25 protein-coding genes are annotated in these 24,974 nt (G+C 71.4%); 11 read left to right on the top strand and 14 right to left on the bottom strand.

The window, feature by feature from the left end:
* Positions 1-51: 51 nt before the first annotated feature.
* From BMW88_RS32970 to BMW88_RS32960, 3 genes are read right to left on the bottom strand one after another with little or no spacing between them, the layout of a single operon-like run.
* A complete protein-coding gene (locus BMW88_RS32970) occupies positions 52-708 on the bottom strand; it encodes a response regulator (protein WP_177221534.1) in 657 nt (218 codons plus the stop codon).
* A complete protein-coding gene (locus BMW88_RS32965; protein WP_089958585.1) occupies positions 690-1,838 on the bottom strand; it encodes a DEAD/DEAH box helicase in 1,149 nt (382 codons plus the stop codon). The genes BMW88_RS32970 and BMW88_RS32965 overlap by 19 nt, the downstream gene beginning before the upstream one ends.
* Positions 1,831-2,871: a sensor histidine kinase gene (locus BMW88_RS32960; protein ID WP_143116383.1), complete on the bottom strand. Its 1,041-nt coding sequence runs from the start codon at positions 2,869-2,871 to the stop codon at positions 1,831-1,833. Before BMW88_RS32960 ends, BMW88_RS32965 begins: the two co-directional genes overlap by 8 nt.
* Positions 2,872-3,020: 149 nt before the next feature.
* Here BMW88_RS32960 and BMW88_RS32955 point away from each other — a divergent pair, with 149 nt between their 5' ends.
* The 3 genes from BMW88_RS32955 to BMW88_RS32945 all read left to right on the top strand — a co-directional run bounded on the left by BMW88_RS32955 (position 3,021) and on the right by BMW88_RS32945 (position 4,917).
* Positions 3,021-3,629: a TetR/AcrR family transcriptional regulator gene (locus BMW88_RS32955; protein WP_245778218.1), complete on the top strand. Its 609-nt coding sequence runs from the start codon at positions 3,021-3,023 to the stop codon at positions 3,627-3,629.
* A gap of 142 nt (positions 3,630-3,771) precedes the next feature.
* The gene (locus BMW88_RS32950; RefSeq protein WP_089958580.1) at positions 3,772-4,164 is read left to right on the top strand and encodes an ester cyclase; all 393 of its coding nucleotides are present in this window, start codon (positions 3,772-3,774) and stop codon (positions 4,162-4,164) included.
* Positions 4,165-4,230: 66 nt separating this feature from the next.
* Complete coding sequence (locus tag BMW88_RS32945) at positions 4,231-4,917, top strand: SDR family NAD(P)-dependent oxidoreductase (RefSeq protein WP_089958577.1); 687 nt, start codon at positions 4,231-4,233, stop codon at positions 4,915-4,917.
* Between the two features lie 199 nt (positions 4,918-5,116).
* On the opposite strand, the gene BMW88_RS32940 is transcribed toward BMW88_RS32945, so the two are convergent.
* The 9 genes from BMW88_RS32940 to BMW88_RS32900 form a co-directional block, all read right to left on the bottom strand.
* A complete protein-coding gene (locus BMW88_RS32940) occupies positions 5,117-5,731 on the bottom strand; it encodes a universal stress protein (RefSeq protein ID WP_089958741.1) in 615 nt (204 codons plus the stop codon).
* 445 nt (positions 5,732-6,176) lie between these two features.
* A complete protein-coding gene (locus tag BMW88_RS32935) occupies positions 6,177-6,362 on the bottom strand; it encodes a hypothetical protein (protein ID WP_089958575.1) in 186 nt (61 codons plus the stop codon).
* Between the two features lie 327 nt (positions 6,363-6,689).
* On the bottom strand, positions 6,690-7,454 hold the full coding sequence (locus BMW88_RS32930) for a GAF and ANTAR domain-containing protein (RefSeq protein WP_245778217.1): 765 nt from the start codon (positions 7,452-7,454) through the stop codon (positions 6,690-6,692).
* Positions 7,451-8,179 (bottom strand): GAF and ANTAR domain-containing protein, encoded by a 729-nt coding sequence (locus BMW88_RS32925; protein WP_089958570.1) that lies wholly within the window; start codon positions 8,177-8,179, stop codon positions 7,451-7,453. Before BMW88_RS32925 ends, BMW88_RS32930 begins: the two co-directional genes overlap by 4 nt.
* A gap of 95 nt (positions 8,180-8,274) precedes the next feature.
* Complete coding sequence (locus tag BMW88_RS32920; RefSeq protein WP_089958567.1) at positions 8,275-8,658, bottom strand: hypothetical protein; 384 nt, start codon at positions 8,656-8,658, stop codon at positions 8,275-8,277.
* Positions 8,659-9,028: 370 nt separating this feature from the next.
* Entirely contained in the window at positions 9,029-9,877 is an 849-nt protein-coding gene (locus BMW88_RS32915; RefSeq protein ID WP_089958565.1) for a hypothetical protein, read from the bottom strand.
* 301 nt (positions 9,878-10,178) lie between these two features.
* On the bottom strand, positions 10,179-11,138 hold the full coding sequence (locus tag BMW88_RS32910) for an acyl-CoA desaturase (protein WP_245778216.1): 960 nt from the start codon (positions 11,136-11,138) through the stop codon (positions 10,179-10,181).
* Positions 11,139-11,243: 105 nt separating this feature from the next.
* Positions 11,244-11,432, bottom strand: coding sequence for an RGCVC family protein (locus tag BMW88_RS44525; protein ID WP_425434714.1), 189 nt, complete (start codon positions 11,430-11,432; stop codon positions 11,244-11,246).
* Positions 11,433-12,424: 992 nt separating this feature from the next.
* On the bottom strand, positions 12,425-13,438 hold the full coding sequence (locus BMW88_RS32900; protein ID WP_089958557.1) for an aldo/keto reductase: 1,014 nt from the start codon (positions 13,436-13,438) through the stop codon (positions 12,425-12,427).
* A gap of 296 nt (positions 13,439-13,734) precedes the next feature.
* Between BMW88_RS32900 and BMW88_RS32895 the strand changes: the two genes are divergently transcribed.
* Entirely contained in the window at positions 13,735-14,610 is an 876-nt protein-coding gene (locus tag BMW88_RS32895; protein WP_089958553.1) for a helix-turn-helix transcriptional regulator, read from the top strand.
* A 272-nt stretch (positions 14,611-14,882) separates the two neighbouring features.
* Positions 14,883-16,157: a hypothetical protein gene (locus tag BMW88_RS32890; RefSeq protein ID WP_089958550.1), complete on the top strand. Its 1,275-nt coding sequence runs from the start codon at positions 14,883-14,885 to the stop codon at positions 16,155-16,157.
* Between the two features lie 24 nt (positions 16,158-16,181).
* Here BMW88_RS32890 and BMW88_RS32885 read toward each other — a convergent pair whose 3' ends face one another.
* Positions 16,182-18,941: a sensor domain-containing protein gene (locus BMW88_RS32885; protein WP_089958738.1), complete on the bottom strand. Its 2,760-nt coding sequence runs from the start codon at positions 18,939-18,941 to the stop codon at positions 16,182-16,184.
* A gap of 203 nt (positions 18,942-19,144) precedes the next feature.
* Between BMW88_RS32885 and BMW88_RS32880 the strand changes: the two genes are divergently transcribed.
* The 5 genes from BMW88_RS32880 (at position 19,145) to BMW88_RS32865 (ending at position 22,974) form a co-directional block, all read left to right on the top strand.
* Positions 19,145-20,305, top strand: coding sequence for a beta-ketoacyl synthase N-terminal-like domain-containing protein (locus BMW88_RS32880; RefSeq protein WP_089958546.1), 1,161 nt, complete (start codon positions 19,145-19,147; stop codon positions 20,303-20,305).
* Between the two features lie 377 nt (positions 20,306-20,682).
* Positions 20,683-20,916 (top strand): SDR family NAD(P)-dependent oxidoreductase, encoded by a 234-nt coding sequence (locus tag BMW88_RS44150; RefSeq protein WP_218148290.1) that lies wholly within the window; start codon positions 20,683-20,685, stop codon positions 20,914-20,916.
* Positions 20,913-21,335 (top strand): SDR family oxidoreductase, encoded by a 423-nt coding sequence (locus tag BMW88_RS44145; protein WP_281249480.1) that lies wholly within the window; start codon positions 20,913-20,915, stop codon positions 21,333-21,335. The genes BMW88_RS44150 and BMW88_RS44145 overlap by 4 nt, the downstream gene beginning before the upstream one ends.
* A 187-nt stretch (positions 21,336-21,522) precedes the next feature.
* A complete protein-coding gene (locus BMW88_RS32870) occupies positions 21,523-22,410 on the top strand; it encodes a helix-turn-helix transcriptional regulator (RefSeq protein ID WP_089958544.1) in 888 nt (295 codons plus the stop codon).
* A 99-nt stretch (positions 22,411-22,509) separates the two neighbouring features.
* A complete protein-coding gene (locus tag BMW88_RS32865) occupies positions 22,510-22,974 on the top strand; it encodes a YybH family protein (protein ID WP_245778214.1) in 465 nt (154 codons plus the stop codon).
* 24 nt (positions 22,975-22,998) lie between these two features.
* On the opposite strand, the gene BMW88_RS32860 is transcribed toward BMW88_RS32865, so the two are convergent.
* Positions 22,999-23,901 (bottom strand): helix-turn-helix domain-containing protein, encoded by a 903-nt coding sequence (locus tag BMW88_RS32860; RefSeq protein ID WP_089958541.1) that lies wholly within the window; start codon positions 23,899-23,901, stop codon positions 22,999-23,001.
* Positions 23,902-24,091: 190 nt separating this feature from the next.
* Between BMW88_RS32860 and BMW88_RS32855 the strand changes: the two genes are divergently transcribed.
* On the top strand, positions 24,092-24,949 hold the full coding sequence (locus BMW88_RS32855) for an SDR family oxidoreductase (RefSeq protein ID WP_089958537.1): 858 nt from the start codon (positions 24,092-24,094) through the stop codon (positions 24,947-24,949).
* Positions 24,950-24,974: the final 25 nt, after the last annotated feature.

Below are 24,974 nucleotides of genomic sequence, written 5' to 3'. Positions count from 1 at the left end.
CTCCGCGCGGTGAACGGGCGCCGGTGGCCCGGACGACCGAGCCACCGGCGCTCACAGGTCCTCGAGTGCGATGAGACCGTCCTGGACCGCCCTCGCCACGAGGGCGGCCTTCGTCGCGGCCGGGCGACCGGCGTTGGCGTAGCGGATCCTCGCGCGGTCGATGTAGCTGGAGACCGTGCGCACGGACAGCCCGAGCTTGCGGGCCACCATCTCCTTGGACTCGCAGGCGAACCAGCACACCAGCACGTCGATCTCGCGCGGGGTGAGCTTGGGGCGGTCGGAGCTGCGGTCGCCGCTGATGGCCCGCGCCATCGTCGGTGTGGTGAACGGCAGGTCGTGGTGCGCGGCGTGCACGGCGGCGATCAGGTGTTCGGGACCCTCCGCCTTGGTGAGGTAGGCGAACGCGCCGAGTTCGAGGCAGGCCAGCACGGTCTCCCGGTCCTCCCGCATGGTGTAGACGACGACCTGCCGTTCCGCGTCCACGAGCCTGCGCAGCTCCGCGTACGCGGGCACCTCGCCGGCCAGGTGCAGGTCGAACACCACGACGTCCGCGCCGGCGCCCGCTCCCGCCCACGCGACCGCGGGCGTCGTGCCGATGTCGACCACCTCGACCGGTGGCCGCGCGGCGGCGCACCACGCCCGCACCCCCGCCGTGATGGCGGGGTGGTCGTCCACCACGACCACCGACGTCACGCCGTCACATGCCACGTCGCCTCCACCCACACCCGTTCCGCCTCCGTCATGCTCGACACGGTCACCGTGCCCAGGTCGTCCGTGCCCGGGTCGTCCGTGCCCGGGTCGTCCGTGCCCGGGTCGTCCGTGCCCGGGTCGTCCGGTACGGAGGTCTCGACACCATCGGCCACCACGCTCACCGTCACCGCCGATGGCGAGCCCATCACCGTCACCTTGGCCTTGGTCCTCGCTGTGGCGAGCACGCCGGTGACAGCGCCGACCAGCGACCGGCGCACCGGCAGCGGCGGCGTGCGGTGCTCGCCCCACGTGGCGAAAAGCACCGACACGCCACGGCGTTCCGCGACTTCCACGCACGACCGAAGCTCGTGCGTCAACGGATCCGGCACGTCGTCGTGCTCGGCGAACAGCCGTCTCATCCGCGCCGCCTCGACCGCGTAGCGGGCGCGGACCCGGTCGTCGGTCAGGTCGGCCCGCCCGTCGGCGAGATCCGCCAGCAGCGGCAGCACCGCCGCGTACCGCGCCCTGCGGTCCTCGTGCACGCGCACGGCGACGGCTTCGGCCGTGTCGGCCTGTTCCCGGTCCAGCGCGGCACGTTCGGTCTCCGCCGCCAACCGCCCCAGCACGGCCGCCGCCGCGACGACCGGGAGCTGGTACCCCAGCACGAGCACCGTCACCACGGCGAGCCCGCGGACGTCCTGCCCCTGCCCGGCGGTGTGGGCGAACGAGAACGCCACGTGCGCGCCGAGGAAGGCGGCGGTCGCGGCCACGCCGCGGTCGAGCAGCAGCAGCACGCCGAACCACCCGATCACGCCGTAGGACCACTCCGCCTCGGACACCAGATGCGCCTCGTGCACCCCGGTGACCGCCAGGGCGGACGCAGCGCCGACCAGCGCGAGCAGCACCCACCGCGACCACCCCCACGGCCTCCGCCGCACCAGGAGCACCGCGGCCGTGCCGAGGACCGCGACCAGCAGTGCGAACGCGGTGACCTGCCGGGGGACCGACCGGTAGGCCGCCGTGTCCGCCGCGGCCACCAGCACGGGAAGCGCGAACCCGAACAGCGACACGGCGCTGATCAGCAGCGTGGCGAGGAGGACGGCGTGGAACAGCCGTCCGGCGACGACCGTGCGCGCGGACTCAGGCACGGGGCAACTCCAGCCGCACCACTGTGCCGGAGCCGCCGGTGACCTCGGCACGGCCGCCCACCCGCGCCATCCGGTCCACAATGGACCTGCTGATGCCGTGGTGGTGCCCGGGAACCGCGGCCGGGTCGAACCCGCTACCGCGGTCCGCGACCTCCACCACGACGTTCCGATCACCGATCGCCAGGCTGACCACGGCGTGACCGACACCGGCATGGCGCACGACGTTGACCAACGCCTCTCGCACGGCACGACAGACCGCGACCACGGCGGACGCGGTGAGGCACACGGTTTCCGGTGCCCGCATCTCGATGTCGAGCGGGCTTTCCCTGACCACGTCCCGCAGCGCCTCGGCCAGGTCGAGGTCACCGGTGGGAGCGGTGGTGGTCAGCACCGCGACGTCCTGGGCCGCGCGCTCGACCAGCCAAGGCTCACGTCCTTGCACCGCACCGCTTCCCGCGACGAACAACGTCGAGGCGGCCGTGTCGTGCAGGACCGCGAGCTGCTCGCGCTCGTCGGCTCGCCGCGCCGAGGCGACCGCGGCCTCGCGCCGCGTGCGCTCGGCGCTCGCGATCACCTGGTCGGCGGACCGCGCACCGGAGCGCAGCAACAGGACCAGCCCGCGGGACATGGCCGCTTCCGCGAAGGTCCACAGCGCGATCGGCGCGCTCACGCCACCGGCGACCTCGCAGACGACGACGGCAGCGGTGAGCACCGCGCCCGCCCGGGTCGTGAGGTACCACTGGTGTGTCACGGCGGTGATCGAGGCCGCGGCCAGCACCCAGTTCGTGCTGTCCGCCAGCGCTTCCGGCTGCACCAGCGAGGTCTGTGCCAAGCACAACGCGCACATGACGGCGGCATCGGCCCACACGACGGCACGCCGGGGAGCCAATGCGGCGAACAGCGCGCTCCACAGCACCGCCGCCACGGCGACCGTCAGGCCGACGCCGGCGACGAGCCCCAGGCTGGCCAGGACCACCGTGCGGAGAACGGTCGCGAACCGCCTGCCTGTCGCGAGCACGCGACGCTCAGCCATCCCGACCACTCTTCGGAGAGTGCCACGCCCCCACGACACCCGTGCGTGAAACGGTTGATCAGTGCCGTCATGGAGCAATCCGCCTCGAGGAGAGCCTCGTCGGCACCGGTTCCGCAGCGATTGATGCGGAAAAGCGTAGAGTGGGCGGGGTGGGTACTGGACAACGCCGCCCGGCCGGCAGGCCGCGGGAGTTCGACGCCGACGAGGCGCTCGAGCGCGCTCTGATGGTGTTCTGGGAGCACGGCTACGAGGGCGCCAGCCTGGCCGCCCTCACCGGCGCGATGGGCATCTCCACCACCAGCATGTACGGGGCCTTCGGCAACAAGGAGGAGCTGTTCCGCAAGGCCCTCGAGCGCTACACCGAGGGTCCCAGCGCCTACCTGGAGCGGGCGGTGGAGGAACCCACCGCCCTCGGCGTCGTCACCGCCCTGTTCGCCGGTGTCGTCCGGACCACCACCCGCCCGGCCGGCCCCCACGGTTGCCTCGGCGTCCAGGGCGCACTGGCCACCGGTGACTCCAGCCGCGGAGCCCGCGACATCCTGGTCGCGTGGCGCGACAACGGGTACTCCCGCCTGCGGGAACGGTTCGGGCGCGCGGTCGACGAGGGCGATCTGCCTCCGGACGCCGACCCGGCCGTGCTGGCCCGCTACGTGACCGCGGTGGGCTACGGCATGGCCGTGCAGGCCGCCAGCGGTGTCTGCCGCGACGAACTCCAGGCCGTCGCCGACGCCGCCGTGCGGGCCTGGCCGCCTCGCTGACGCAGGCCTGCCGGCCTCTGGTCCACCGCTGGGCACCTTTCTGAAGTGATCGATGCAGAACGTGCTACGGTCGAATTACGCATCGATCGATGCATAACTGTGCGGGTCGGCCTCGGCCATCCGCTCGTGAGAGGACAGCGGAATGCCAGAGAGCGACCTGCGCGAGTTCTACCTGCGCTACCTCGCCGAGCTCAACGCCCACCGGTTCGACCGGATGGACGAGTTCATCGACGACCGCACCACGTTGAACGGCGAGCCCGCCACGCGGGACGACCTCATCACCGTGCAGCAGGCGGATGTGGAAGCGGTCCCCGACCTGCACTGGGAGCTCCGGGAACTGCTCTTCGACGGTGATCGGCTGGCCGCGCGGCTGGTCAACACCGGCACGCCGGTGCGGCAGTGGCTCGGTGTGGCCCCCACCGGCGCCTCGTTCGAGATCACCGAGTACGCGATCTACCAGGTCCGCGATGGGCGTTTCGTGCACATGACGGCCCTGCACGACGCCGAAGCGCTGCGCCGGCAACTCGCCGGCTGACGCAGCGACCACCCCCCGAGTGACCACTCCACGACCCAGCCGGACCACGCACCTCAAGAGGAAACCATGACCATCACGCTGATCACCGGTGCCAACAAGGGCATCGGCTACGCGACTGCCGAACAACTCCTGGAGCTCGGGCACACCGTCTACATCGGTGCCCGTGACGCCCAACGGGGCGCGAAAGCCGCGGCCGAGCTCGGTGCCGCGTTCGTGCGGCTCGACGTCACCGACGACGCCTCGGTGACCGATGCGCTCGCGACGATCGGTGCGGAGCAGGGGCGGCTCGACGTGCTGGTGCACAACGCGGGCGTCCTCGGCAACGAGCCGCTCGGCGGCCCCGCGGCCCTGCGGGTGTTCGACACCAACGCGGTGGGAATCGTGCGGGTCACCGAAGCGGCGCTGCCCTTGTTGCGCAAGTCCGCGAACCCCACCGTGGTCACGGTGTCGAGCAGTGCCGGGTCGTTCTGGGCGGTGACCAACCCCGAGCGGCCCGAGTTCACCCTGCCGCTGGCCCTCTACTCCGCCTCCAAGGCGGCGGCGACCATGCTGACCGTCCAGTACGCCAAGGCCCACCCCGGCATCAAGTTCAACGCGGTGGAGCCGGGGACCACGGCCACGGACATGACCGCGGCCTTCGGGATCGGGCGGTCACCGCGGGAGAGCGCGCGCACCGTCGTGCGCCTGGCCACTCTCGGCGTGGACGGCCCGACGGGCACCCTCCAGGACGAGAACGGCGTGCTTGCCTGGTAGTGACCCTGTCCGGTCATCCGGGGCCGCGAACTGACCGGCTCGGTGTCCGCGCTGCGGCGTCTGGGCTGCGGCGTCCGGGCCGATGCGCGAGCGGTGACCGCCGGCGCGGCCTGCGCGGTGGCTGATCCCCGGCCACCGGACGGTGACCGGGGTCGAAGCTGACCTGTCGGATCCGTGATCATCGGTCAGGAACGCCAGGTCATCGACGCTGTGCGGGCAGCTCGGTCCTCGGCTGGACGGCAGTGCGTCCAGCCCCGTCCTGCCAGTCCGGTGTGGACGGCGTGGTGGCCGAACCGGAGCCGGCCTGCCGCACGCCTTGGTCCACGGGCTGCGGGGGTGAGGTGAGGGGCTCGTGGTCAGCGGCACCGCTGGCCCGGCTCCTGGCCTCCCGCTGCGCGGGTATCACGACGACCGGCGCGGACGAGTGCCGCACGCAATGAGCGCTGGTCGAGCCCAGCATGGTCTTGTTCAGCCATCGCCCGCCGTGCGGAGCCACGACGAGCATCGCCGCTCCCACCGACAGTTCTTCCAGCACTTCCCCGGCGGCGCCGCGGATGCTGCGCCGGACGACCTCGGGGACGTCGGTGCGGCCTGCCGCGGCCGCACACAGCGCGTTCTCCAGCAACGCCTCGGATCCCGCGAGTCCCCGGCTCGCGTCCGCCTGCGTCCAGTCCACGAGCGGCTCGTAGGTCCACGCGTGGACGATGTGCAGCGGACAGTCGCGGACGAGGGCCTCGTCCATCGCCCACCTCAGCGCTTGCTCCGACATCGGTGTTCCATCGATCCCGACGATGATCGGGCTTGTGGTGTTCATGAACTCACCTCGTGAAGTGCTGACGTCGGCCTCCGGCGGCTGCCGGAGCGTGTTGACGAGGAGCGCCTCCTCGGCGGGGCCGCCGGGTGGTGCCCATGGCCGCGCGATCGCGAGCGGGCGGGGTGTGCGGCAGACCGGTGTCCGACCCGTCGAGCCGAGAAGCATCCCGGCGGATCCTCCGCGGCCGCGGCTGCTCGCCGATCCGGGTAACACCCGTAGGGCCGATCGCGTACTACGACGCGGTGGACCTGCACCTCGGGATGCTTCTCGTGCCATCCGGCGAGCCGGTCCCGTTCCTCCGTCTCGACGTGGTGCCGGTCGATCCCGAGCCGCGAGGCGACCGTCGCCTCGCTCGTCGGCGACCCGTCCGCGCCGACCACTACCGCCCCTCCGGGAGACGGTGTGCTGCACACGAGCGGACATTGGCCGTGCGACACGAGTGCGATCACAGTCGAACCGGCGAGAAGACCGTTGGCGGCGTCGAGTTCTCGTGCCCCGAGCGCACCATCAGCCGGGCCTCGCACGACTCCTCGATCAGCGTCGTCGCCGCACCCCACCAGCCGACGTGTGTCGTCACATCGATGCCGGGCGCAGCCGCTCGTGCGGTCTTGGCGCCGGCGTTCAGTGCCATGTGCGCGCCTGTGCTTCGATCGCGGGGCGGACTTCGTCGCTCGTGACCAGCGCCTCCGCCAGGTCGCTGGGCCCGTCATCGGGGTTCTCCTCCCACCAACGCGCGTACGCGCGTCAGTCTGTCCATTGAGGACTTCTGACGATTCTTGTTTTGTTCCTGTGGAAGGAATCTCCGTGGACTTCTCGGCGCGTCCGCGTACGACGTGCACGCGCCGCCGAGGTCCGGAGCGGTCGCGACACTCCCAGCGCATACCTGGCGCGGAACGACTGCTGGTCACCATGAGCTGACGATCGACGCGTCCGGCCAGGTCGACGACGCACCGTCAACTCACGCCGGTGGACTGTGCGGAGCTCGCACCGGTGTCAGTCCTTGCCGGCCCTCATCAGGCCGGCGGCCTCCGTCGATCACCTGCTGTGCGACGTCCGACAGCAGCTGGCTGCTGTTGCGGGCGTGGGTCCGCATCAGGGAGAACGCGTCCGTGACACTGATCTGGAAACGTTCGGTGAGGATGCCTTTCGCCTGCTCGATGACGATGCGGCTGTTGAGTGCGTTCTGCAACTGTTCGGTGACCATCTCGCTGTGCCGCAGCGCCCGCACCTGGAGGATGCTGATCGTCGCGACGTTGGCGAAGGACTGGGCCAGCTCGACCGCGTCCTGCGGGATGGCGCCGGGGGAGATCCGGAACAGGTTCAGCGCGCCGACGACCTGTTCGCGCAGTCGCATCGGCAGCGCGTGGACGGCGGAGAACCCCTGTTCGCGCGCCGCGACCGTGAACCGGGGCCAGCGTTGCGGCTCCTGCGCCAGGTGGGCGCACTCCACGGGCTGCCCGGTGTGGAAGCAGTCCAGGCAGGGGCCCTCCTCGTCCTGCAGCTGGAACAGCTCGAGCATCCGGGCCTGGTCGGTGGACGCGGCCACGAGGTTCAGCGCACCCCGCTGGTCGGCCAGCAGGATCCCGACCGCGTCCACCTCGAGCAGCTCGACGCAGCGTTCGATCAGGGTGTGCAGGAAGTGGATGGTGTCGAACCGCAGCACGAGCGTGTCCGCCAGCTCGACGAAGGTCTGAGTGATCCGCCGGTCCAACACGTGACTCACCTCTGCTTCTCATGGTCGGTGTCCGGGGTGAACCTCAGTCGGCGCGCGACCACGTCAGCCGCCACCTCCGACAGGCGGATGCCGGTGAGATAGGCGTGCGCCCGCAACCTGAGGAACGCCTCACCGAGGTCGGTACCCAGCTGCACCGACACCATGCCGGTGGCCTGGTGCACGACGCCCCAGCGGCGTTCCGGCTCGGTACCCCACAACTCATCGCCTTCCGGCGCAGCCTGCGACGTGGCGCGGCCGAGCAACAGCGCTGTCGCCGTGTCCGCGAACAGCAGCGCGTCCGCGAGCTCATCCGGCGACAACGGGCCGTCGGCGTCCCGGCAGATCTCCAGCGCACCCAGCGCGATCGCCCCCAGCGTCAAGGGGAACACGAACATCGCCGCCACCCCCGCCGCGACGGCGGCCGGCGCGAACGCGGGCCATCGCCGCTCACTCCACCCGTCCGCGAGGTCCGGCACCAGCACCGGCTGGTTCTGCCGCATCGCCTCCGACGCAGGTCCTTCCCCCACCGTCACCTGCAGCTCGGCGATCTCCTCGCCCGCCGCCCCGACGACTTCGAGCGGTTGCGCGGCAACGGCCAGGTAGATCTCGACTCCGACCGCTTTCAGGCCGGTCCGGCAGGCGAGGCAGACGTGGTGGACACCCGTGGGCTCCTGGTCCGCCCTGGCGATCTCGTTGATCACCCTGAGGATGTCGAGATGCCGATTCGTGCCCATGCTGGTCACTCCTCGCCATTGTGATCCCGAGCGAACCGGAGCCTGGCTGTGGATCGCCCGCGGAGCTGTTGGACCGTCGCCGAGCCGACGAAGTGCTACTCGTTCTCGGACAGCCTGGGGACGGACCTCAGCGCGCGGTTGTGGCGCGGTTCGGTGCGGGTCTTGGCCTCGTCGACCTGACGAACGAGCTCGTTGCGGACCTCGTTGAGCGCTGCGGAGAGGTCCCGCTCCGACGACGTGGCGACGAGGTGCAGGCGAGGAGTGCGGTTGACCCAGCACTCGAGGGTGACTCGCTGCTCGGCGCCTTGGCGGTCCTTCAGGCTGATCTCCAGGTCGATCTGGTCGTCGCGGAACGACCGCAGCCGCGGACCGAGTGCGGCGAGGCGTTCCACGACCCAGCCGCGCTCCGTCGCGAGGAAGCCGGTGGCGAGGTGCAGGCGCTGCGCGACAACCGCTGCGTCGTCGGAGTTCTCGTTCATTCGCTGATCAGCCCTTCGTGGATCGTCGCTGGCCGCGGTGGCCGGAGCAGATGTCGCCGTTGCCGGGACCGCGGGAATCCCGCGGTCGCCGTGACCACCGGCAGCGCGGTGAAGAAGATGGTCCCGCCCAGGCCGCTCCTGCTCGGGTGAGCAGGATGGTGCGGGGGAACGAGCGCCGCCGTCGAGGGCGTGGGCTCGGGACGGCCGACCCGGCAGAATCGGAAGATTGTGACTGCACGGCCCGACGGCACGTATCGGTCATGAATACCCCCTTTCAGCCAGGGGGCTTGCTCATCCGACACTACGTCTTGCGCGCCGGTGACGTGCGGGCTTTCCCGCAGGAAGGCCCGCACGTCGTGCCCGGGTCTGGCTATCCGGTGCAGTTGGGCACCGCCGGGGTGCTGCCCACGCAGTTGTTCGGGGCGTTGGCGCTGATCGGCGAGTTGGTGGTGGTCATGGTCCCGCCGACGCGGTAGACACCTCCCGCGGTCAGCAATGCGAGGTTCCCGGACACGGCGGTCTGGGTCATGGTGGTCGCGGTCGAGTCGACAGCCGCGACACCGCCGCCCTGCGAGCCGGTGTTGCCGATGACCGCCATCGGGCTGCCGGAGACGCCGGTGGTCGTCAAGGTGCCCCGCAAACCGTTGTAGACGCCACCACCACGCAGCAGCGCCGTGTTGTTGGACACCGGGCTTCTGGTGAACGTCGCAGCCGGTGCTGTGCCGGAAGGGGTGTCGGCGTTGGCCAGGCCGCCACCGTCGAGCGTCGCCGCGTTGCCGCTCAAGCTGCTGCTGGTGAAGGTCACCGCGCCGCGGTTGAGGATGCCGCCGCCACTGCCGACGACGTTGCCGTTGGTGATCGCCACCGACGTGGTGAGGGTGAGGCTGCCGGTGCTGCTGACCTCGGCGATGCGGAAGAGCAGCAGCGAGGAGCGGGTGATCGTCGCAGGGCCGATCATCTCGATGCGAGTGGTGATCACCGGCAGTCCGGTGGCCAGCCCACCGTGAGGCGAGGTCAGCCCGTAGGTGCAGCCGCTCGCCAGGACAAGGGTGTCCGCGGCGGCCGTGGAGTTGGCGAGGTTGACCGCCGCCACAAGGTCGTTCTCGCCGCACGCCACGGGGATGGTGATGGCCTGTGCCGCCGGGGCGGTCACAGCCAAGCCCGCGATGACGAGGACGGTTCCGATCAGTGCGTGAATAGTCGTGCGGAGCTTGCGCATGATGCTTCAATTCCTGGAGCAAAGTTGTCGTACGAAAAAGACCTCGGTTCGCGTCCAACGCGTTACCGAGGTCCTGAGCAACAACTCGCAATCTACTCCTCTGAGGTGTTCCTGTACAGCTCGTGACCCGAATGGCCCTGTGGTGAGAAGAATTCTTTCGCGAAAGTCGCGGCGATTTCTCGTCGCGATGCAGGACACGCGGCCATCGGTCATGACTCGCCGTTGCCGAACCTGACCGAGCTGCGCCGGGAGCGCTGCCGCCGAACGGGGCGGCAGCGGATGACGCCGAGGGTGACCGGGGTCAGGAAGAGCTGGTGGTCTTGCGGTTGCGAGCCAGCCGCTCCGGCTTCGGCCAGCGGACCCTGGTCGCCCAGCCGAGCTTTTCGAAGACCCAGATCAGCCGGGCGGAGACGTCGATCTGACCGCGACCGACGCCGTGACGAGCGCAGGTGGGGTCGGCGTGGTGCGAGTTGTGCCAGGACTCGCCCATCGACAGGATCGCCAAGGGCCAGAAGTTCGCGGACTTGTCGCGCGCCTCGAACGGCCGGTCGCCGACCATGTGGCAGATCGAGTTGACCGACCAGGTGACGTGGTGCAGCACGGCGACGCGGACGAGGCCAGCCCAGAAGAACGCGGTCAGCGCGCCCCACCAGCTCCAGGTCGCCAGCCCACCGATCAACGCGGGTGCGAGCAACGTGACGGCGGTCAGCGCGGGAAACCAGCGGTTGACGCGCTGGATGTCGGCGTCGGCGAGCAGGTCCGGGGCGAAGCGGGCGGCGTTCGTCTGCTCCCGCTGGAACATCCAGCCCATGTGAGCGTGCCAGAAGCCCTTGGCCAGCGCGCCGGCCGAGGTGCCGAAGATCCACGGCGAGTGCGGGTCCCCTTCGCGGTCGGCGTAGGCGTGGTGGCGGCGGTGGTCGGCGACCCAGCCGATGATCGGGCCCTGCATGGCCATGCTGCCGGTCACCGCCAGCGCGATCCGCAAGGCGCGGTTGGCTTTGAACGCGCCGTGGGTGAAGTAGCGGTGGAAGCCGGCCGTCACCCCGAGACAGGTGAGGGTGTAGAAGAAGACGGCGAGGCCGATGTCGACCCAGCCGAGGCCCCAGCCCCACGCCAGTGGAACCGCTGCGGCCAGTGCCAGCGCAGGTATGACGGCGAACAACTTGACCAGGAACATTTCGGCCGGGGACTTCTCGCCGGCCAGCATGGGCTGCGGCGCGGTCTCGACTCGGCGGACATCTGGTTCGACTTGCGTGCTCATGTTCGTACCTCCGGAAACGGCGTGCGTGCTCCGTCGCCGGGGGCCGGGGCGATCGGTGTGGGGATGTGGCGGGTGTCAGGGGGGCGAGCGACCCGTGTCAGGCGGTCACCAAGCGGATACCCGTGACGTGACGGTGTCAAAAGCGCGGGACGACGCCGTGGTCGCCGTGCAGTAGCGAACGCCGATCGGGTCGTGCTCAGGCCACGGGTGGAGGCACACGGCGCAGACGACGGCGGTGTCGGAGCAACCCGGATGGTCGGCCAATACGCCGGTGTGCAGCTCGGACACGGACATGCGAGTAACTCCGATGATCGATGTGGAACGGAGAGGAGGCGCCGCGGCCGGTGGCACGGTGCTGCTCGGCCGCCGCTGAGGTCGGGCGGCTGGAGTGCCGGGGGCGCCGCCGGATCGAGATCGGCGGCCCGCAGGCGGAACACCTGCGGTTCGGAGCCGAAGGCCTTGGCGGTCACGCCGACCCAGTGCATGCCGTTGTCCCGGAAGGTGTCGGCGGCGCGGGCGATTCCCGGACCGACGGCGGCGAAGACCTCGTGGACGTTCTGGCTGAAGGCCTACCGGCGGGAGCGGAACAGCACCATCGATGACATGACCGTCCCTGTTGCGCTGGACGGCCCACCGGCCTGCGTGGTGAAGGGCTGGGTGATTCGTGCCGAGGTGCTCATACCGGTACTCCGTCCCTCGGTCGCGTGCCGCGGCCGGGCGATGTTCGAGCAAGTGGTCCGATATGGAGCGTCAGGCCATCTCCGGAGGAAGTGGGACTTTATATCTCAATGGTACACGGTTACCGGTGCGCGCCATGTCGTCCGGTGTGATCAGGAAATATTCCTGGCGCATGCTGAGAATCAGATGTGAGTACCTGACCTACATGTTCGCCGTCAGAGGAGATTTCTGAACGGTGTGGAGTCAATTTGTCGAGAACATCGCGCACTTGGGCAATCGAGTTCATGCCGTGCCCGTCGAAACTACACGGGCCTTCGCGTGGTGGGGGACGGGAGTCTGACATGACGTCAACACCCCACCTTTCCACCGCCTCACCTGCCGCCGAGCAGCCGCAACGGTTGCGGCTGCTCGGCGGCAGGCATCCCGAGACGGGGAGCGTCGACAGTGCTGTCCGGGCATGCCGGACTCGGCTGGAAAGGTGCACGGAACCTCGCCGCGCGGTCGGCGCGTTGAGCCACGTTCCTGTGCAGGTTCGCTGATCGCCGTTGGAGCAGACCGGCCCGAGGTGCGTGCTCGACGAGAGCACGCACCTCGCGCGCAGCAGGCCGTCAGCGGCGCCGCAGCCTCTTGTCCGCCAGCGCGGGGTTGAAGAGCCAGAGGTCGGCTGGGTTGACGTTGGTGCCGGGCGGGACGAGCTCGTCGATGCGGTCGAGGACGTCCGAGCCGAGCTCCAAGTCCGCTCCGGTCAGCAGGCTGTCGAGGTGCTCCTGCGTGCGCGGACCGATGATCACCGACGTCACGGCCGGATGGGCCTTCACGAACGCCGTCGCCAGGTGCGGCAGCGACACACCGGCGTCAGCCGCCAGCTCCGCCAGGTCGGTGACGATCTCCAGCTTGGCCCGGTTGGCGGGCACGTCGAGGTCGAAGACGCTCGCGGCCATGGCCGACCTGGCGCTGACCGTCGGATCGACCCTGCCCGACAGCCAGCCGTAGTTCAGCGGACCGTAGGTCAGCACACCCATGCCGTACTTCTGGGTCATCGGCAGCACCGATGCCTCGATCCCGCGCGTCAGGATCGAGTACAGCGGCTGTTCGGTGCGCAGCCGCTCGTGCCCGCGCCGGTCAGCGGCCCACTGGGCTTCGACGATCTGCTCGGCGGGGAAGGTCGACCCGCCGATCGCCCGCACCTTGCCGGCGCGCACGAGGTCGGACAGCGCCGACAGCGTCTCGTCGATGTCGGTGTCGGGGTCGGGCCGGTGCACCTGGTAGAGGTCGACGTGGTCGACGCCCAGCCGCCGCAGGCTCGCTTCCAGCGCGCGCACGATCCAGCGCCGCGAGGCGCCCCGGTGGTTGGCCTCGTCGATGCCGACGGGCGACCCGAACTTGGTGGCGAGCACGACCTCGTCACGACGCCCCTTGATCGCCTTGCCGACGATCTCCTCGGACTCGCCAGCCGAGTACACGTCGGCCGTGTCGACGAAGTTGATCCCCGCGTCCAGCGCGGTGTGGATGATCCGCACCGAGTCGTCGTGGTCGGTGTTGCCCATCGCACCGAACATCATCGTTCCGAGGGCGAACTCGCTCACCGAGATGCCCGTACCGCCCAGAGTTCTGCGTTTCATGAGGTGATCGAATCCCGGTTCGGCCGAGCCGGGCAGATGTCGGTGCAACCGGGGGTCTGCCAGTGCCCCTCCACACCGGCGCCCGCGGGTACCGGGGGACCCGGTTGTCCGCCCCTTCGGGCAGCGCCACCGGGCGCGCCGACCCGCTTCCGGCGGCCCGCGGAGCACGATCGGGGACGGAGCCCGTTCCGGCGACGGCAGCCTGCCGCAGGTCACCCGCCGCACTTAGCGCGAACCGGCGGATCGGTCAACCACGACCGCGAACCGCGTCGCGGACGAAGTCCTAGCCTTGCCGCATGGACGATCGCCGAAACCCCGAACTCAGGCGGTTCCTGCAGTCCCGCCGGAGCCGGATCACGCCGGAGGAAGCCGGTCTGCGCAGCACGGGGCCACGGCGGGTGCGGGGCCTGCGCCGCGAGGAGGTCGCTCAGCTCGCCGGCGTCAGCGTCGACTACTACGTGCGCCTCGAACGCGGCAAGAAGCTGACGGCCTCCGACGCGGTGCTCAACGCACTGGCGCGCGCGTTGCAGCTCGACGAGACCGAACGCGATCACCTGTTCACCATCGCCCGGCCCGTCCAGCGCGCGATCATGCCACCGCAGCACGTGCGCCCCGAGCTCCAGCGCATCCTCGACGGCATGCCGGACCTGCCCGCGATGGTGATGGGCCGCAGGCTCGACGTGCTGGCGACGAACCGCCTCGCCCGCGCGCTGTACGCGGACTTCGACGCGCTGCCCGAACGCGATCGGAACATGGCGCGGTTCGTGTTCCTGGACGAGCGGGCCCGGTCGATCTACCAGAACTGGGAACTGGGCGCCCGCATGGTGCTGTCGGCGCTGCACCTGTACGCCGGGCGGTGGCCGGACGACCCGCGGCTGGTCGAGCTCGTCGCCGAGCTGTCCTCCCGCAGCAGGGAGTTCGACCAGTGGTGGGCGGTGAACGACGTCGCCCGGCAGAGCCACGGCAGCAAGGCGTTGCGGCACCCCGTCGTCGGCGAGCTGGTCCTCTCGTACGAGACCTTCACGGCGACGGGTGACCCGGAGCAGATGCTCGGCGTCTACACCCCGGAACCGGGATCACCGTCCGCCGAGGCGTTGCGCGAACTCGCGGTCCTGGCCGCCGGTCCTGCGGCGTCGGCACTCCCGGTGCAGGTGCCGAGCATGGCCGGCTGAGCGCGGGCGCTGTCCGGTCCACTGTGGATTTCGGCGCAGTTGTGGCGCGAGGCCGGTGGGCACTTCGCGGCCCGGGAGCAGCCCGAGGCCTTCGTGCGCGACGTGCGCGCCACCCTCGCGGCCTGCGCTGACCCGGCGTCGACTCCGGTTCGACCCGGCCTCTCGAGAAAAGTGGATCACGAACATCGTTCCCCCGGCGAGGTTGCCGGCGGAGACGGCAGCAAGCTGCCACCGGCGACCGGAGCGGGCGGTCCGCGCCGAGACTGGCTCCCATGCGTGAACTCGTCGCGGCGGTCGCCATCGGTCTCGTGGTCTCGGGGTGTTCGGCGGCTGGACCGGCCGCGCCTCTGGAGCCGCCACCGCCACCGCCACCCACCCGGCCGCTGGTCGAGTGGGCGAGCGTGGTGTGCACCCAGGTGAAGGCGCTGGAGGACGCCGTGAAACCGTCGGACTCCAGCCCCTTCTTCTTCGTGCGGTCGGTGGTCGACGGCGTCGACAACGCGACGAAGGCTCTGAAGAAGGTGAAGCCGTCGGAGGTGGCGGCGGCGGACGGACACGTCGCCGGACTCGTCAAGGCGCTGGAAGCCGTCCGGTCACAGCTTCCCTCCGCGACGGACAACTCGCTGATGACCGCGCCGGAGGCCGACGCACAGGCGAAGCAGAAGCAGGTCGCGGAGCTGGTCTCCGGCCTCGGGCCGATCCGGCAGCAGCTCGTCGGCGTCGTCGAGAACGCGCCCGAGCTGCTCACGTCCTACAACCTCACGCCCGCCTGCGAGCCCGCGCGTGCCGTCGAGCTGCCCGGCCCCGCGCCGACGCGGGACCTCGTCACGTGGGCGGACAAGATGTGCGCCACCGTCACCTCCGTCACCGGGCTGAGCACCGACCCCGCCGGCGTCGCGGGCGAGGACCCCCGGTTCGCCTCGTTCGAGCTGGAGAGCTACCTCAGCACGACGAGAGCGGTGATCGGCGGTGGTGCCGCGCGGATCGCCGGACTGGGGCCGACCGGGGTCGCGGAGGCGGACAGCTTCCGCGAGACGTTGCTGGCCGCCCTGCGGGACCAGGCCGCGAAGCTGCCCGAGGACCACTCGCTCAGCGCCCCAGGGCCGCACGCCGCCCTCCAGGAGCGGGTCGACCTGGCCAAGGCGGCCGCCGCCGCGGTGAAGCCGAAGGCCGAGGGGCTGCTCGCCGCCGTCGGACGCGGCGCGGCGCTCGCCGCGTCCCACGACCTCGCACCGTCGTGCGTCCCGCGCGACGTCGCGGCGGCGCCGAAGCGGCCGCTGACCGCGCGCGACGGCACCGACCTCGCCGCCTGCAGGACCGGCACCTGCCAGGTGCTGATCACCGGGACGGCCGACGTCGTCGTGGGCGACCTGGCGGTGAGGGTGTCGATCCGCGGCGGCGGGATGGTGCTCACCACCCCGTCCACCCGGATGTCGCTCGGCCAGGACGGCACGGGGAAGATCGGCACCGCGGGCGGGCCGACCGCCGTGTTCACCCTCGCCGCGGTGGAGGGCACGACGGCCGTGCTCGACATCGGCACCGAGTAGGCGGCCCGCGCCGGCCGCCGGAACTCACAGATCGGCCAGGGGGACCGGCCTTCCCAGGTGGTAGCCCTGCGCCTGGTCGCAGCCGAGGGCCCGCAGGATCTCGAGCTGCCCCTCCTGCTCGACCCCCTCGGCGATCACGGTCAGGTCGACCGCGTGGGCCATGGCGATGATGCTCGTGACGATCGCCTCCGCCTCGTCGGAGCGGCCGAGTCCCGCCGTGAAGGACCGGTCGATCTTGAGCGTGTCCAGCGGCAGGGTGAGCAGCTGGGCGAGGGAGGAGTGGCCGGTGCCGAAGTCGTCGATCGCGAGCCGCACACCCAGCTCGCGCAGCGCCGCGAGGGTCTTGGCCGCCAGGGCGGGGTCGTACATCAGGGCGCTCTCGGTGATCTCCAGGCACAGCGAGCCGGGGTTGAGCCCCGCCTTGTGGGTGGCGTTGCGGACCGAGGAGACGAGCCACGGGTCGTCGAGCTGGCGGGCCGAGAGGTTGACGGTGAGCTGGAGCTCCGGCGCCTGCGCGGCGATCTCGCGGGTGGCGGTGTAGAGCATGTGGGCGCCGACGATGTTGATCAGGTCGCTCTCCTCGGCGAGCGTGATGAACTCGCCGGGGAAGATCAGGCCGTAACGGGGGTGCGTCCAGCGCAGCAGGCCCTCGACGGCGATGCGCCTGTTCGTGCGGAGGTCGACGATCGGCTGGTAGGCGAGCCACAGCTCGTCGCCCAGCGGCGCCATGCGCAGGTCCTGCTCGAGCTGGAGGCGGCGCTGGATGCGGTCGCGCAGCTCGACGTCGAAGAACGCGATCCGGCCCCGGCCCCTGGTCTTGGCCTCGTACATCGCGAGGTCGGCGTCGCGGAGCAGGTCGGCGCCGTCGCGGGGGTCGCCCGCCTCCGCGAGCACGATGCCCACGCTCGCGTCGACGTGGAGCTGCCGGCCGTCCACGGTGATCGGCCGGTTCAGCTCGGCCCGGACGTGGTCCGCGATGGCGGTCGCCTCGTCCGGCCCGGCCACGCCGTAGGCGACGACGGTGAACTCGTCGCCGCCGAGCCTGCCCACGACGTCGCCGCGCCGGGTGCTGTGGCTCAGCCGCGTGCCGACGACCCGCAGCACCTCGTCGCCGGCGCTGTGGCCGAGGGAGTCGTTGATGACCTTGAACTTGTCCAGGTCGATGAACAGCACCGCCGTGAGCCCCGACCGGTGCGCCCTGGCGAGCGGGCTGAGCCGGTTGATCGTCACGGTGCGGTTGTACAGGCCGGTCAGCGCGTCGTGCGTGGCCTCGTGCTCGAGCTGGCTGTCGATCATGCGGCGTTCGGTGATGTCGGTGAAGGACACCACGGTCGCCGCCGGCAGCTTGCCGTCCTGGCTGAGCGCGCGGGCGCTCAGCGACAGCCAGACGCGGCTGCCGTCCGGGCGCAGCGCCCGGACGATCCGCCCGTGCTGCGACTTGCCGGTCGTGCGGGTGATGGCCGACGGGAAGAGCTCCGGCGGGATGGGCTGGCCCGCCTCGTCGTGCAGTTCGGTCGACGAGGCCAGCTCGCCGATCGCCTCCTGGGCGCTCACCCCGAGGATGCGTTCGGCGGCCGGGTTGACGGACTCGACGCGGCCCGTGGCGCCGACCACGAGCACACCCTCCTCGATGGCGGCGACCACCGCCGTGAAGTGGCGCTCGGCGCGCCGGCGCGCGGTCTCGTCCGCGCAGATCAGCACGTAACCGTCATCCATCCGGGCGACCGAGACCCGCACAGCGAGCGGTTCGCCGTCGGACCGGTGGTGCTCCGCCTGGACGACACCTCCGGCCTCCAGGACCGCCGCCGGGTCGAGCGGCGCGCCCACCACCTCGTCGATCGGCCGGCCGAGGACGTCGGCGGCGCGGCGGCCGTAGACCTTCTCCGCGCTGGGGTTCCAGCTGGTCACGACACCGTCGGAGGTGGTAGCGATGAGCGCGTCGCTGACGTGCGCGACGAGTGCCGCCTGGTAGCGCAACGCCGCCGCGGCCGCCTTCTGCTCGGTGACGTCCCGCATGATCACCTGGAACGCCGGCCTGCCCTCCCACGTCGTGCGCACCGACACCGACTCGATGTCGGTCGTGCCGCCGTCGAACCGCAGGAGCACGGCGTCCGCCGGGTCGCTCGTCGTGCCGGGCTCGTTGAGCTTCGCGATCCGCCGCAGCATCTCCGCCTGCGAGTCCTGGTGGACGAAGTCGGTGATCGGCCGCCCGAGGATCTCGGCGTCCGACCGCGCCCGCACGAACCGGACCGCCGCCGGGTTCGCGTACACGATCCGGCCGCCCTCGTGCACCACGATCGCCTCCGGCGAGAGCTCGACCAGCAGCCGGTAGCGGTCGGCGAGGTCCGCGAGCTCCTGCTGCTGGGTGTGCCGCCGGGTCACGTCGGCGACCACGCCGACCAGGGACCGCGCGGAGCCGCGGGCCGACACGCGGGCGCGGAACTGGAGCCGGTGCCGGCCGCCCGGCGTGTCGAGCGGCTGCTCCAGCTCGAAGTCCTCCCAGGCCGGTGCCGCCTTCGCGGCGACGGTCAGCGGCCGCACCAGCTCGGCCAGCCGGGCCCGCACGGTGCCGGCGTCCGCCCCCGGCGCCCTGATCACCGCGTCGAGGCCGGGCATCCACCCGAGCCGCTCCTCGTCGAGGTCGAACCACCACACCACGGCGGCGCCGATCGAGTCCACCAGGCCCGACAGCAGCTCCTGGTCGAACTCGGCGTCACCGATCAGGCCGCTCACGTCGTGACCCCCAGATCCAGCGGTCCCTCGTGTTCGCGGTGGCGTGGCCATCGTGAAGTCGTACCGCACAGCCGGCCAGAGCCGAATTCGTCTGGCGTGAACATGGTGTGCCGTTATATCGGTAACCGGACCGGCCCGCTTGACCAGGGTCGGCTTCAGTGTCCATTGTAGACGAATGAATCGGTGTCCCGCGAGGTGGCCGGGCCGGTTACCCTGGTGGGAGAGGTGTCGGCCCTCGGTGTGGGGGAGCGGAGATGGTCGCTCGGGATGTGGGGATCTGCGGGATCGGCGTGGTCAGCGCGTACGGCTGGGGCCGAGAGTTCCTGTGGGAGGGTCTGGCGAGCGGGAAGCCCGCCGCGTCCGTCGTCCCCGAGCTGGGCGGATTCCCCGGCGACACCGTCTGGGCGGCGCGCGTCGGCGCCGGTGGTGATCCGCTGGACGGGCCGACCAGGTTCGCGCGGGCCATGCGGGCCGCGGCCAGGGAGGCCATCGAGGACGCGGGCGGGCGCGGCTGGCAGCCGGGCCGCCGGGTCGGGCTCCTGCACGCGGTGGTGCTGGGCGAGGTGGACCTGTGGCGCGACTTCTACGTCACCCGCGGCGGCGAGCTGCCGGTGCGCGACTACCTGGGCCTGATGCCCTCGACGCCGATGTCGACGTTCATGCAGGAATACGGTTTCCACGGCCCCGCGATGAACGTCTCGGCGATGTGCGCGTCGGGCAACGCGGGCATGATCACCGCCAAGGCGTGGCTGGACGCGGGAATCGTCGACGACGTCGTGTTCGTCGCGACGGATCTGTCCCTCACCCCGGAGAACGTCGCCCACTTCGTCCGGCTCGGCGTGGCGATCGCGGACGCGGAGCCGCTCGACGTGTGCCGCCCGTTCCAGCAGGGCAGCAGGGGTTTCGTGATGGGGGAGGCGTCGGTGGCGTTCGTCCTCTCACGGCGTGCGTCGCGCCCGTACGCCGTCACGCTCGGCGGCGCGATGTCGCACGACGCCTACCACGTGACATCGATCGACCCGCGCCTCGAGCAGGTCTTCGCGTGCTTCTCCGACGCCCTGGACAACGCCGCGGTGAGCCCGGCCGACGTGCGCTACCTCAACGCGCACGGGCCCGGCACCGCGCAGTGCGACGCCGCCGAGGCGGCCGTCCTCGAGCGGCTGTTCGGCCCGGACACCGCGCTCTACTCGGTCAAGCCGCTGACCGGCCACTGCCAGGGCGCGGCGTCGGCGATCGAGACCGCGGTCACCGCGATGGGCTACGACCGCGGGGTGATCCCGGCGCCGCCGGTGGTCGCGCCGGGACATCCGGCCCTGCTGGACGGCCTCACCCCGGTCGCCGACGGGCTGACGGTCAAGTCGTCACTCGGGATGGGTGGGCACAACTCGGCGGTGGTGCTGGCTCCGCCGACCTGACCTGCCAGGTTGTCGCCGGGCGCGTGCGTCCTGGCTGGTGGGGCGGGTGCACCGCGTGGGCGGTGGGGCGGGCCACCGCGTCGGCGGGAGCCAGGGCGTGGCACATCCGGTCGCCGATGGGCTGACGGTCGAGTAGTCGCTCGGGATGGGTGGCTCCAACTCGGCGGTGGTGCTGGCTCCGGCAGCCTGACCTGCCAGGTTGTCGCCGGGCATTGCGTCCTGCCTGGTGGCGCGGGCCCACCGCGTCGGCGGTGGTGCGGGACCACCGCGTCGGCTGGTGGCGAGGAACCACCGGCGGCAGGCGGGAGCCAGGGCGTGGCACGCCCCGGAGAACGTCTGCCTGGCCGCTCACCACCCAGGTCGCCAAGGTTGACCTCATGACCAACGCTCCAGCTCTTCCCCGCGAGACCCCCGCCACCGCCGGTCCGCTGCACGGGAGGGTGGCCGTGATCACCGGGGCCAGCGCCGGCATCGGGGCCGCGACCGCCCGCGGGTTCGCCGCCGGTGCCGCCGTGGCCCTGCTCGGCCGCCGGGCCGAGCGGATCGAGCAGCTCGCCGACGAGCTGCGGCAGGACAGCTCCGCCGAGGTCCTCCCCTCGCGGTCGACGTGACCTCCCCGGCCGCGGTGGCGATCCGCGACGTGCCGGGCCGCCCCGACCTCGTCGTCGCCAACGCCGGGGTGATGCTCGGAGCCCCGTTCGCCGCAGCGGACCCCGGCGAGTGGGACCGGATGATCGACGTGAACCTGCGGGCGCTGCTCGCGACCGGGCGGACGTTCGTCGAGGACCTGTTCGCTGCCGCCGACGCCGGGCGGCCGGCGGACCTGGTGAACGTCGGTTCGATCGCGGCCGAGGTCGTCTTCGCCGACTACCCCGTCTACGGCGCGACCAAGGCGGCGGTCACCCAGCTGACCCGCAACCTGCGCGTCGCTCGGGCCACGCGGCGTGCGGGTCCGGTCGGTCGCCCCGGGCTTCGCCGTGATCGAGCTCAGCGCCGACATGGCGCACGACGCCACCAGGAACCACCTTGACTCGATGCGGTCCTCGCTGGAGACGATCACGGCGGACGCCATCACCTACTCCGTGGCGCTCCCCGCCAGGGTGAACGTCGCCGCGCTGACCGTGATCCCCACCCGGCTCGGCTGAGACGGGCCGGCCGTCGAGGGTGGGTGCGACACGGCCAGGTAACCCGGCCACGCGCGCACTAGCGTCGGCGACATGGAAACGCGCAATGCACTGGGCGCCTTCTTGCGAGCTCGACGCGAACGGACGGACCCGGAACAGGCGGGCGTCGTCCTCGCTTCCCGCCGCCGGACACCGGGCCTGCGCCGGGAGGAGGTGGCCTTGCTGGCCGGCGTCAGCACGGACTACTACACCCGGCTGGAGCAGGGGCGCGAACGGCACCCCTCCGACCAGGTCCTGGACGCCCTGGCGCGGACGCTGGGCCTCGACGCCGAGGAGACGGCACACCTGCACCGGCTGGCCAAGGCGGCGCCGGCCGGCACCCGGCGCGGTGGCGGTGACCGGGCCGATCCGAGCCTGCTGCAGCTGATGGAGGGCTGGGACCACGCCCCCGTGCTGGTCCTCGGTCACCGGATGGACGTCCTCGCCGCCAACCGGCTGGGGCGCGCGTTGCACGCCCGCATGGTCGAGGCGAACGAGGACAACCTCGTCCGCTTCATCTTCCTCCACCCCGCCGCCAGGGAGCTGTACGACAACTGGGACCGGGTCGCCCGGTCCGCTCTCGCCGCGCTCCGGTCAGCCAGCGGCCTCCGGCCGGACGACTCCCGCATGAACGAGCTCGTGGGTGGGCTGTCGGTGCGCAGCGCCGAGTTCCGCACGCTGTGGGCACGGCACGACGTGCGGGCCAAGCGGCGCGAGGTCAAGCAGTTCCGGCACCACGAGGTCGGCGAGCTCAACCTCAGCTACGACTCGCTGACCGTGAACGGGATCGCGGACCAGCAGCTCATCGTCTACCGGGCCGAGGACGAGGGCACCCGGCAGGCGCTCGTCCTGCTCGGTGCCCTCGCGGCCGAGTACCCCGCGGATTCGACGCCGGGCAAGAGGTCCATTCCGGACAGTGCCCGCCAGCCGTCGGACAGGTGACACCGGCGCGGTGTGTAGGAAAGCATTGCGGTACAACAGCCTGAGGGTGGGTGTGCGGGACCCTGCCTACTCCTCGCCCACGGCCCTAGCGTTGTGGTCATGAGCAACGAGCAGATGATCGCGGACCTGCACCGGCGCTGGGTGTTCGGCTGGGACCGTCGCGAGGGGGACGCGCCCTTCGACTTCCGGCGCACCTTCGGCGAGTTCTACGACTTCGATTCGCCGGACGTCCGCCTGTACGACGACTTCGACCCCGAGCAGCGGGTGGCGACGACCGCGGCCGGCTACGGCTCGATCTGGGAACCGGCCTTCCGCGGCATGCTCTCCGCGCACCACGCCGTCGACGACGGTCCGCACGTCATCGCCGGCGACGACCTGGCCGCGTCCACCCTGAGGTTCGTGGCGCGGATCGCCACGCCCGGCAGCACCACCGACATCCGCACCACGAGCTCGCTGGTCTGGCGCCGGACGCCGGATGGGTGGCGGATCGTCCGCGAGCACAACTCGACCGCGGTCCTGCCCGCGGGTGAGCTCGACGGCCGCTTCGACGGCGCGCGAGGGTGACCGCACCCTGGCCGAGCCGGTCCGTCACGCGTCCGGTTCGGTGTCGAGACCGGACCGGCTCGGCCGGCCGGGGCGCGCGCCGGGACCCGCCACCGTCCAGCTCGCGAGGATGTCCATGGCCTGCCTCGACGGCGAACCGGGCGCCGTGGTGTAGACGTACAGCACCGTGTCCGGATCGCCCGGCAGCACCAGCGACTCGTACTCGACGGTGAGATCGCCGACGAGCGGGTGGCGCAGCCGCTTGGAACCGTAGGTGCGCTGGTGGACGCGGTGCTGCACCCACCACTGGTCGAAGTCCCGGCTGCGTTCGCGGAGCTCGCTCACCAGAGCGGTCGTGGCGGCGTCGCCGGGGTCCCTGCCGACCTCGAACCGCAGGCTCTCGACGGCGGCGCGGGCCTGGTCCCGCCAGTCGGCGAACAACGACCGCGCGTCCTCGTCGAGGAAGATCCACCGCGCGTAGTTGCGCTCCTTCGGCGGCATCTCGTCGAAGTCCGCGAACAAGGCCTTCGCCATCCGGTTCGCGGCGAGCACGTCGGTGCGGCGCCCGAGCACCAGCGCCGGTTCCCCGTCGAGCGCGTCGATGAGCTGGTGGAGACCGGGGCGCACCCGCTGCACAGCACGCGACCGGCGCGGTGCGGGACCGGCGGGCAGCCCGATGAGGTCCCGCAGGTGCGTGCGTCCCGCCTCGTCGAGCTCGAGGGCGCGCCCGATGGCCTCGACGACGGCCGGCGACGGGGTGATGCGCCTGCCCTGCTCCAGCCGGGCGTAGTAGTCCGTGGACACACCGGCGAGCAGGGCGACCTCCTCGCGCCGCAGGCCCTTCACCCGGCGGACCCTGCCGTCGGAGGGCAGCCCGGCCCGGGACGGGTCGACCTGGCCGCGTGCTCGGCGCAGGAAGTCGGCGAGCTCGCGATTGACACCTGACATGGCGTTCATTGTCGCCCAGCGACCGGATTCCCGAGTGGACCTCTGAGTCCTGGGTTCGCGAGTCCGAGGTCGCACAGGGCCTGAGATGCGCCCTTGGAGGACCTCTCCGTGCGCCAGTCTTGAGTGCAGCGGGAGCCGGAGACCAAGCCCGGACCGCGTTCCTCACCCACACCCCGCACGAAGGACAACCATGAGCTTCCCCACTGATCGTCCCGCGACCTGGTTCGTCACCGGCACCTCCCGCGGCCTCGGCCTCGAGCTCGTCAAGCAGCTCCTCGGGCGGGGGGACAACGTCGCCGCGACGACGCGCTCGACGCAGCGCCTCCTCGCGGCACTGGAAGACGCCGCCGACACCACCCGCCTGCTGCCGCTCGCCGTCGACCTGCGCGACGAAACCGCTGTCGCGCAAGCCGTCCGGCAGACGACCGAGCGGTTCGGCGGACTGGACGTCGTCGTCAACAACGCCGGGTACGGCTTCCTCGCGGCGGTGGAGGAGACCTCCGGCCGCGACGTCCGCGACATGCTCGACGTGCAGGTCGTGGGCGTGTGGAACGTGCTGCGTGCCACCCTGCCCCTGCTGCGCGAGCAGAGGAGCGGCCACGTCGTCAACGTCTCCTCCGTCCTCGGCCTGACCTCCGTTCCCGGCTGGGCGCTGTACTGCGCGGGCAAGTTCGCGCTGGAGGGCCTGAGCGAGGCGCTGGCCGCCGAGGTCGCCGGCTTCGGCGTGGAGGTCACGATCGTCGAGCCCGGCTACTTCCGCACGGACTTCCTCACCACCGACTCGCTCGCGCTGCCCGACGGCACCACCGACGCCTACCCGGCCATCCGCGAGATGACCGAGAACCACCTGAAGCTGCAGGGCAGCCAGCTCGGCGACCCGGTCAGGGGCGCCCGGCTGATGATCGACCGGGTCGTGGCGGGAGGGGGCCCGCTGCGCCAGGTCCTCGGCTCGGACTCCCACGCCTACGCCACCGCCAAGGTCCAGGCCCTGCAAGCGAACCTCGACGCCGCCGCGCAGACCGCCGCCGCGAGCGACTTCCCCGCCTGATCCCCGTCTCCTGCCCGATCGACGC

Origin of the sequence: Lentzea xinjiangensis (assembly GCF_900110955.1) — a bacterium.
GTDB classification, from domain to species: Bacteria; Actinomycetota; Actinomycetes; order Mycobacteriales; family Pseudonocardiaceae; genus Lentzea; species Lentzea xinjiangensis.
Note: the sequence above shows the minus strand (reverse complement) of the source record. Positions and strands in the feature narration are given on the sequence as shown.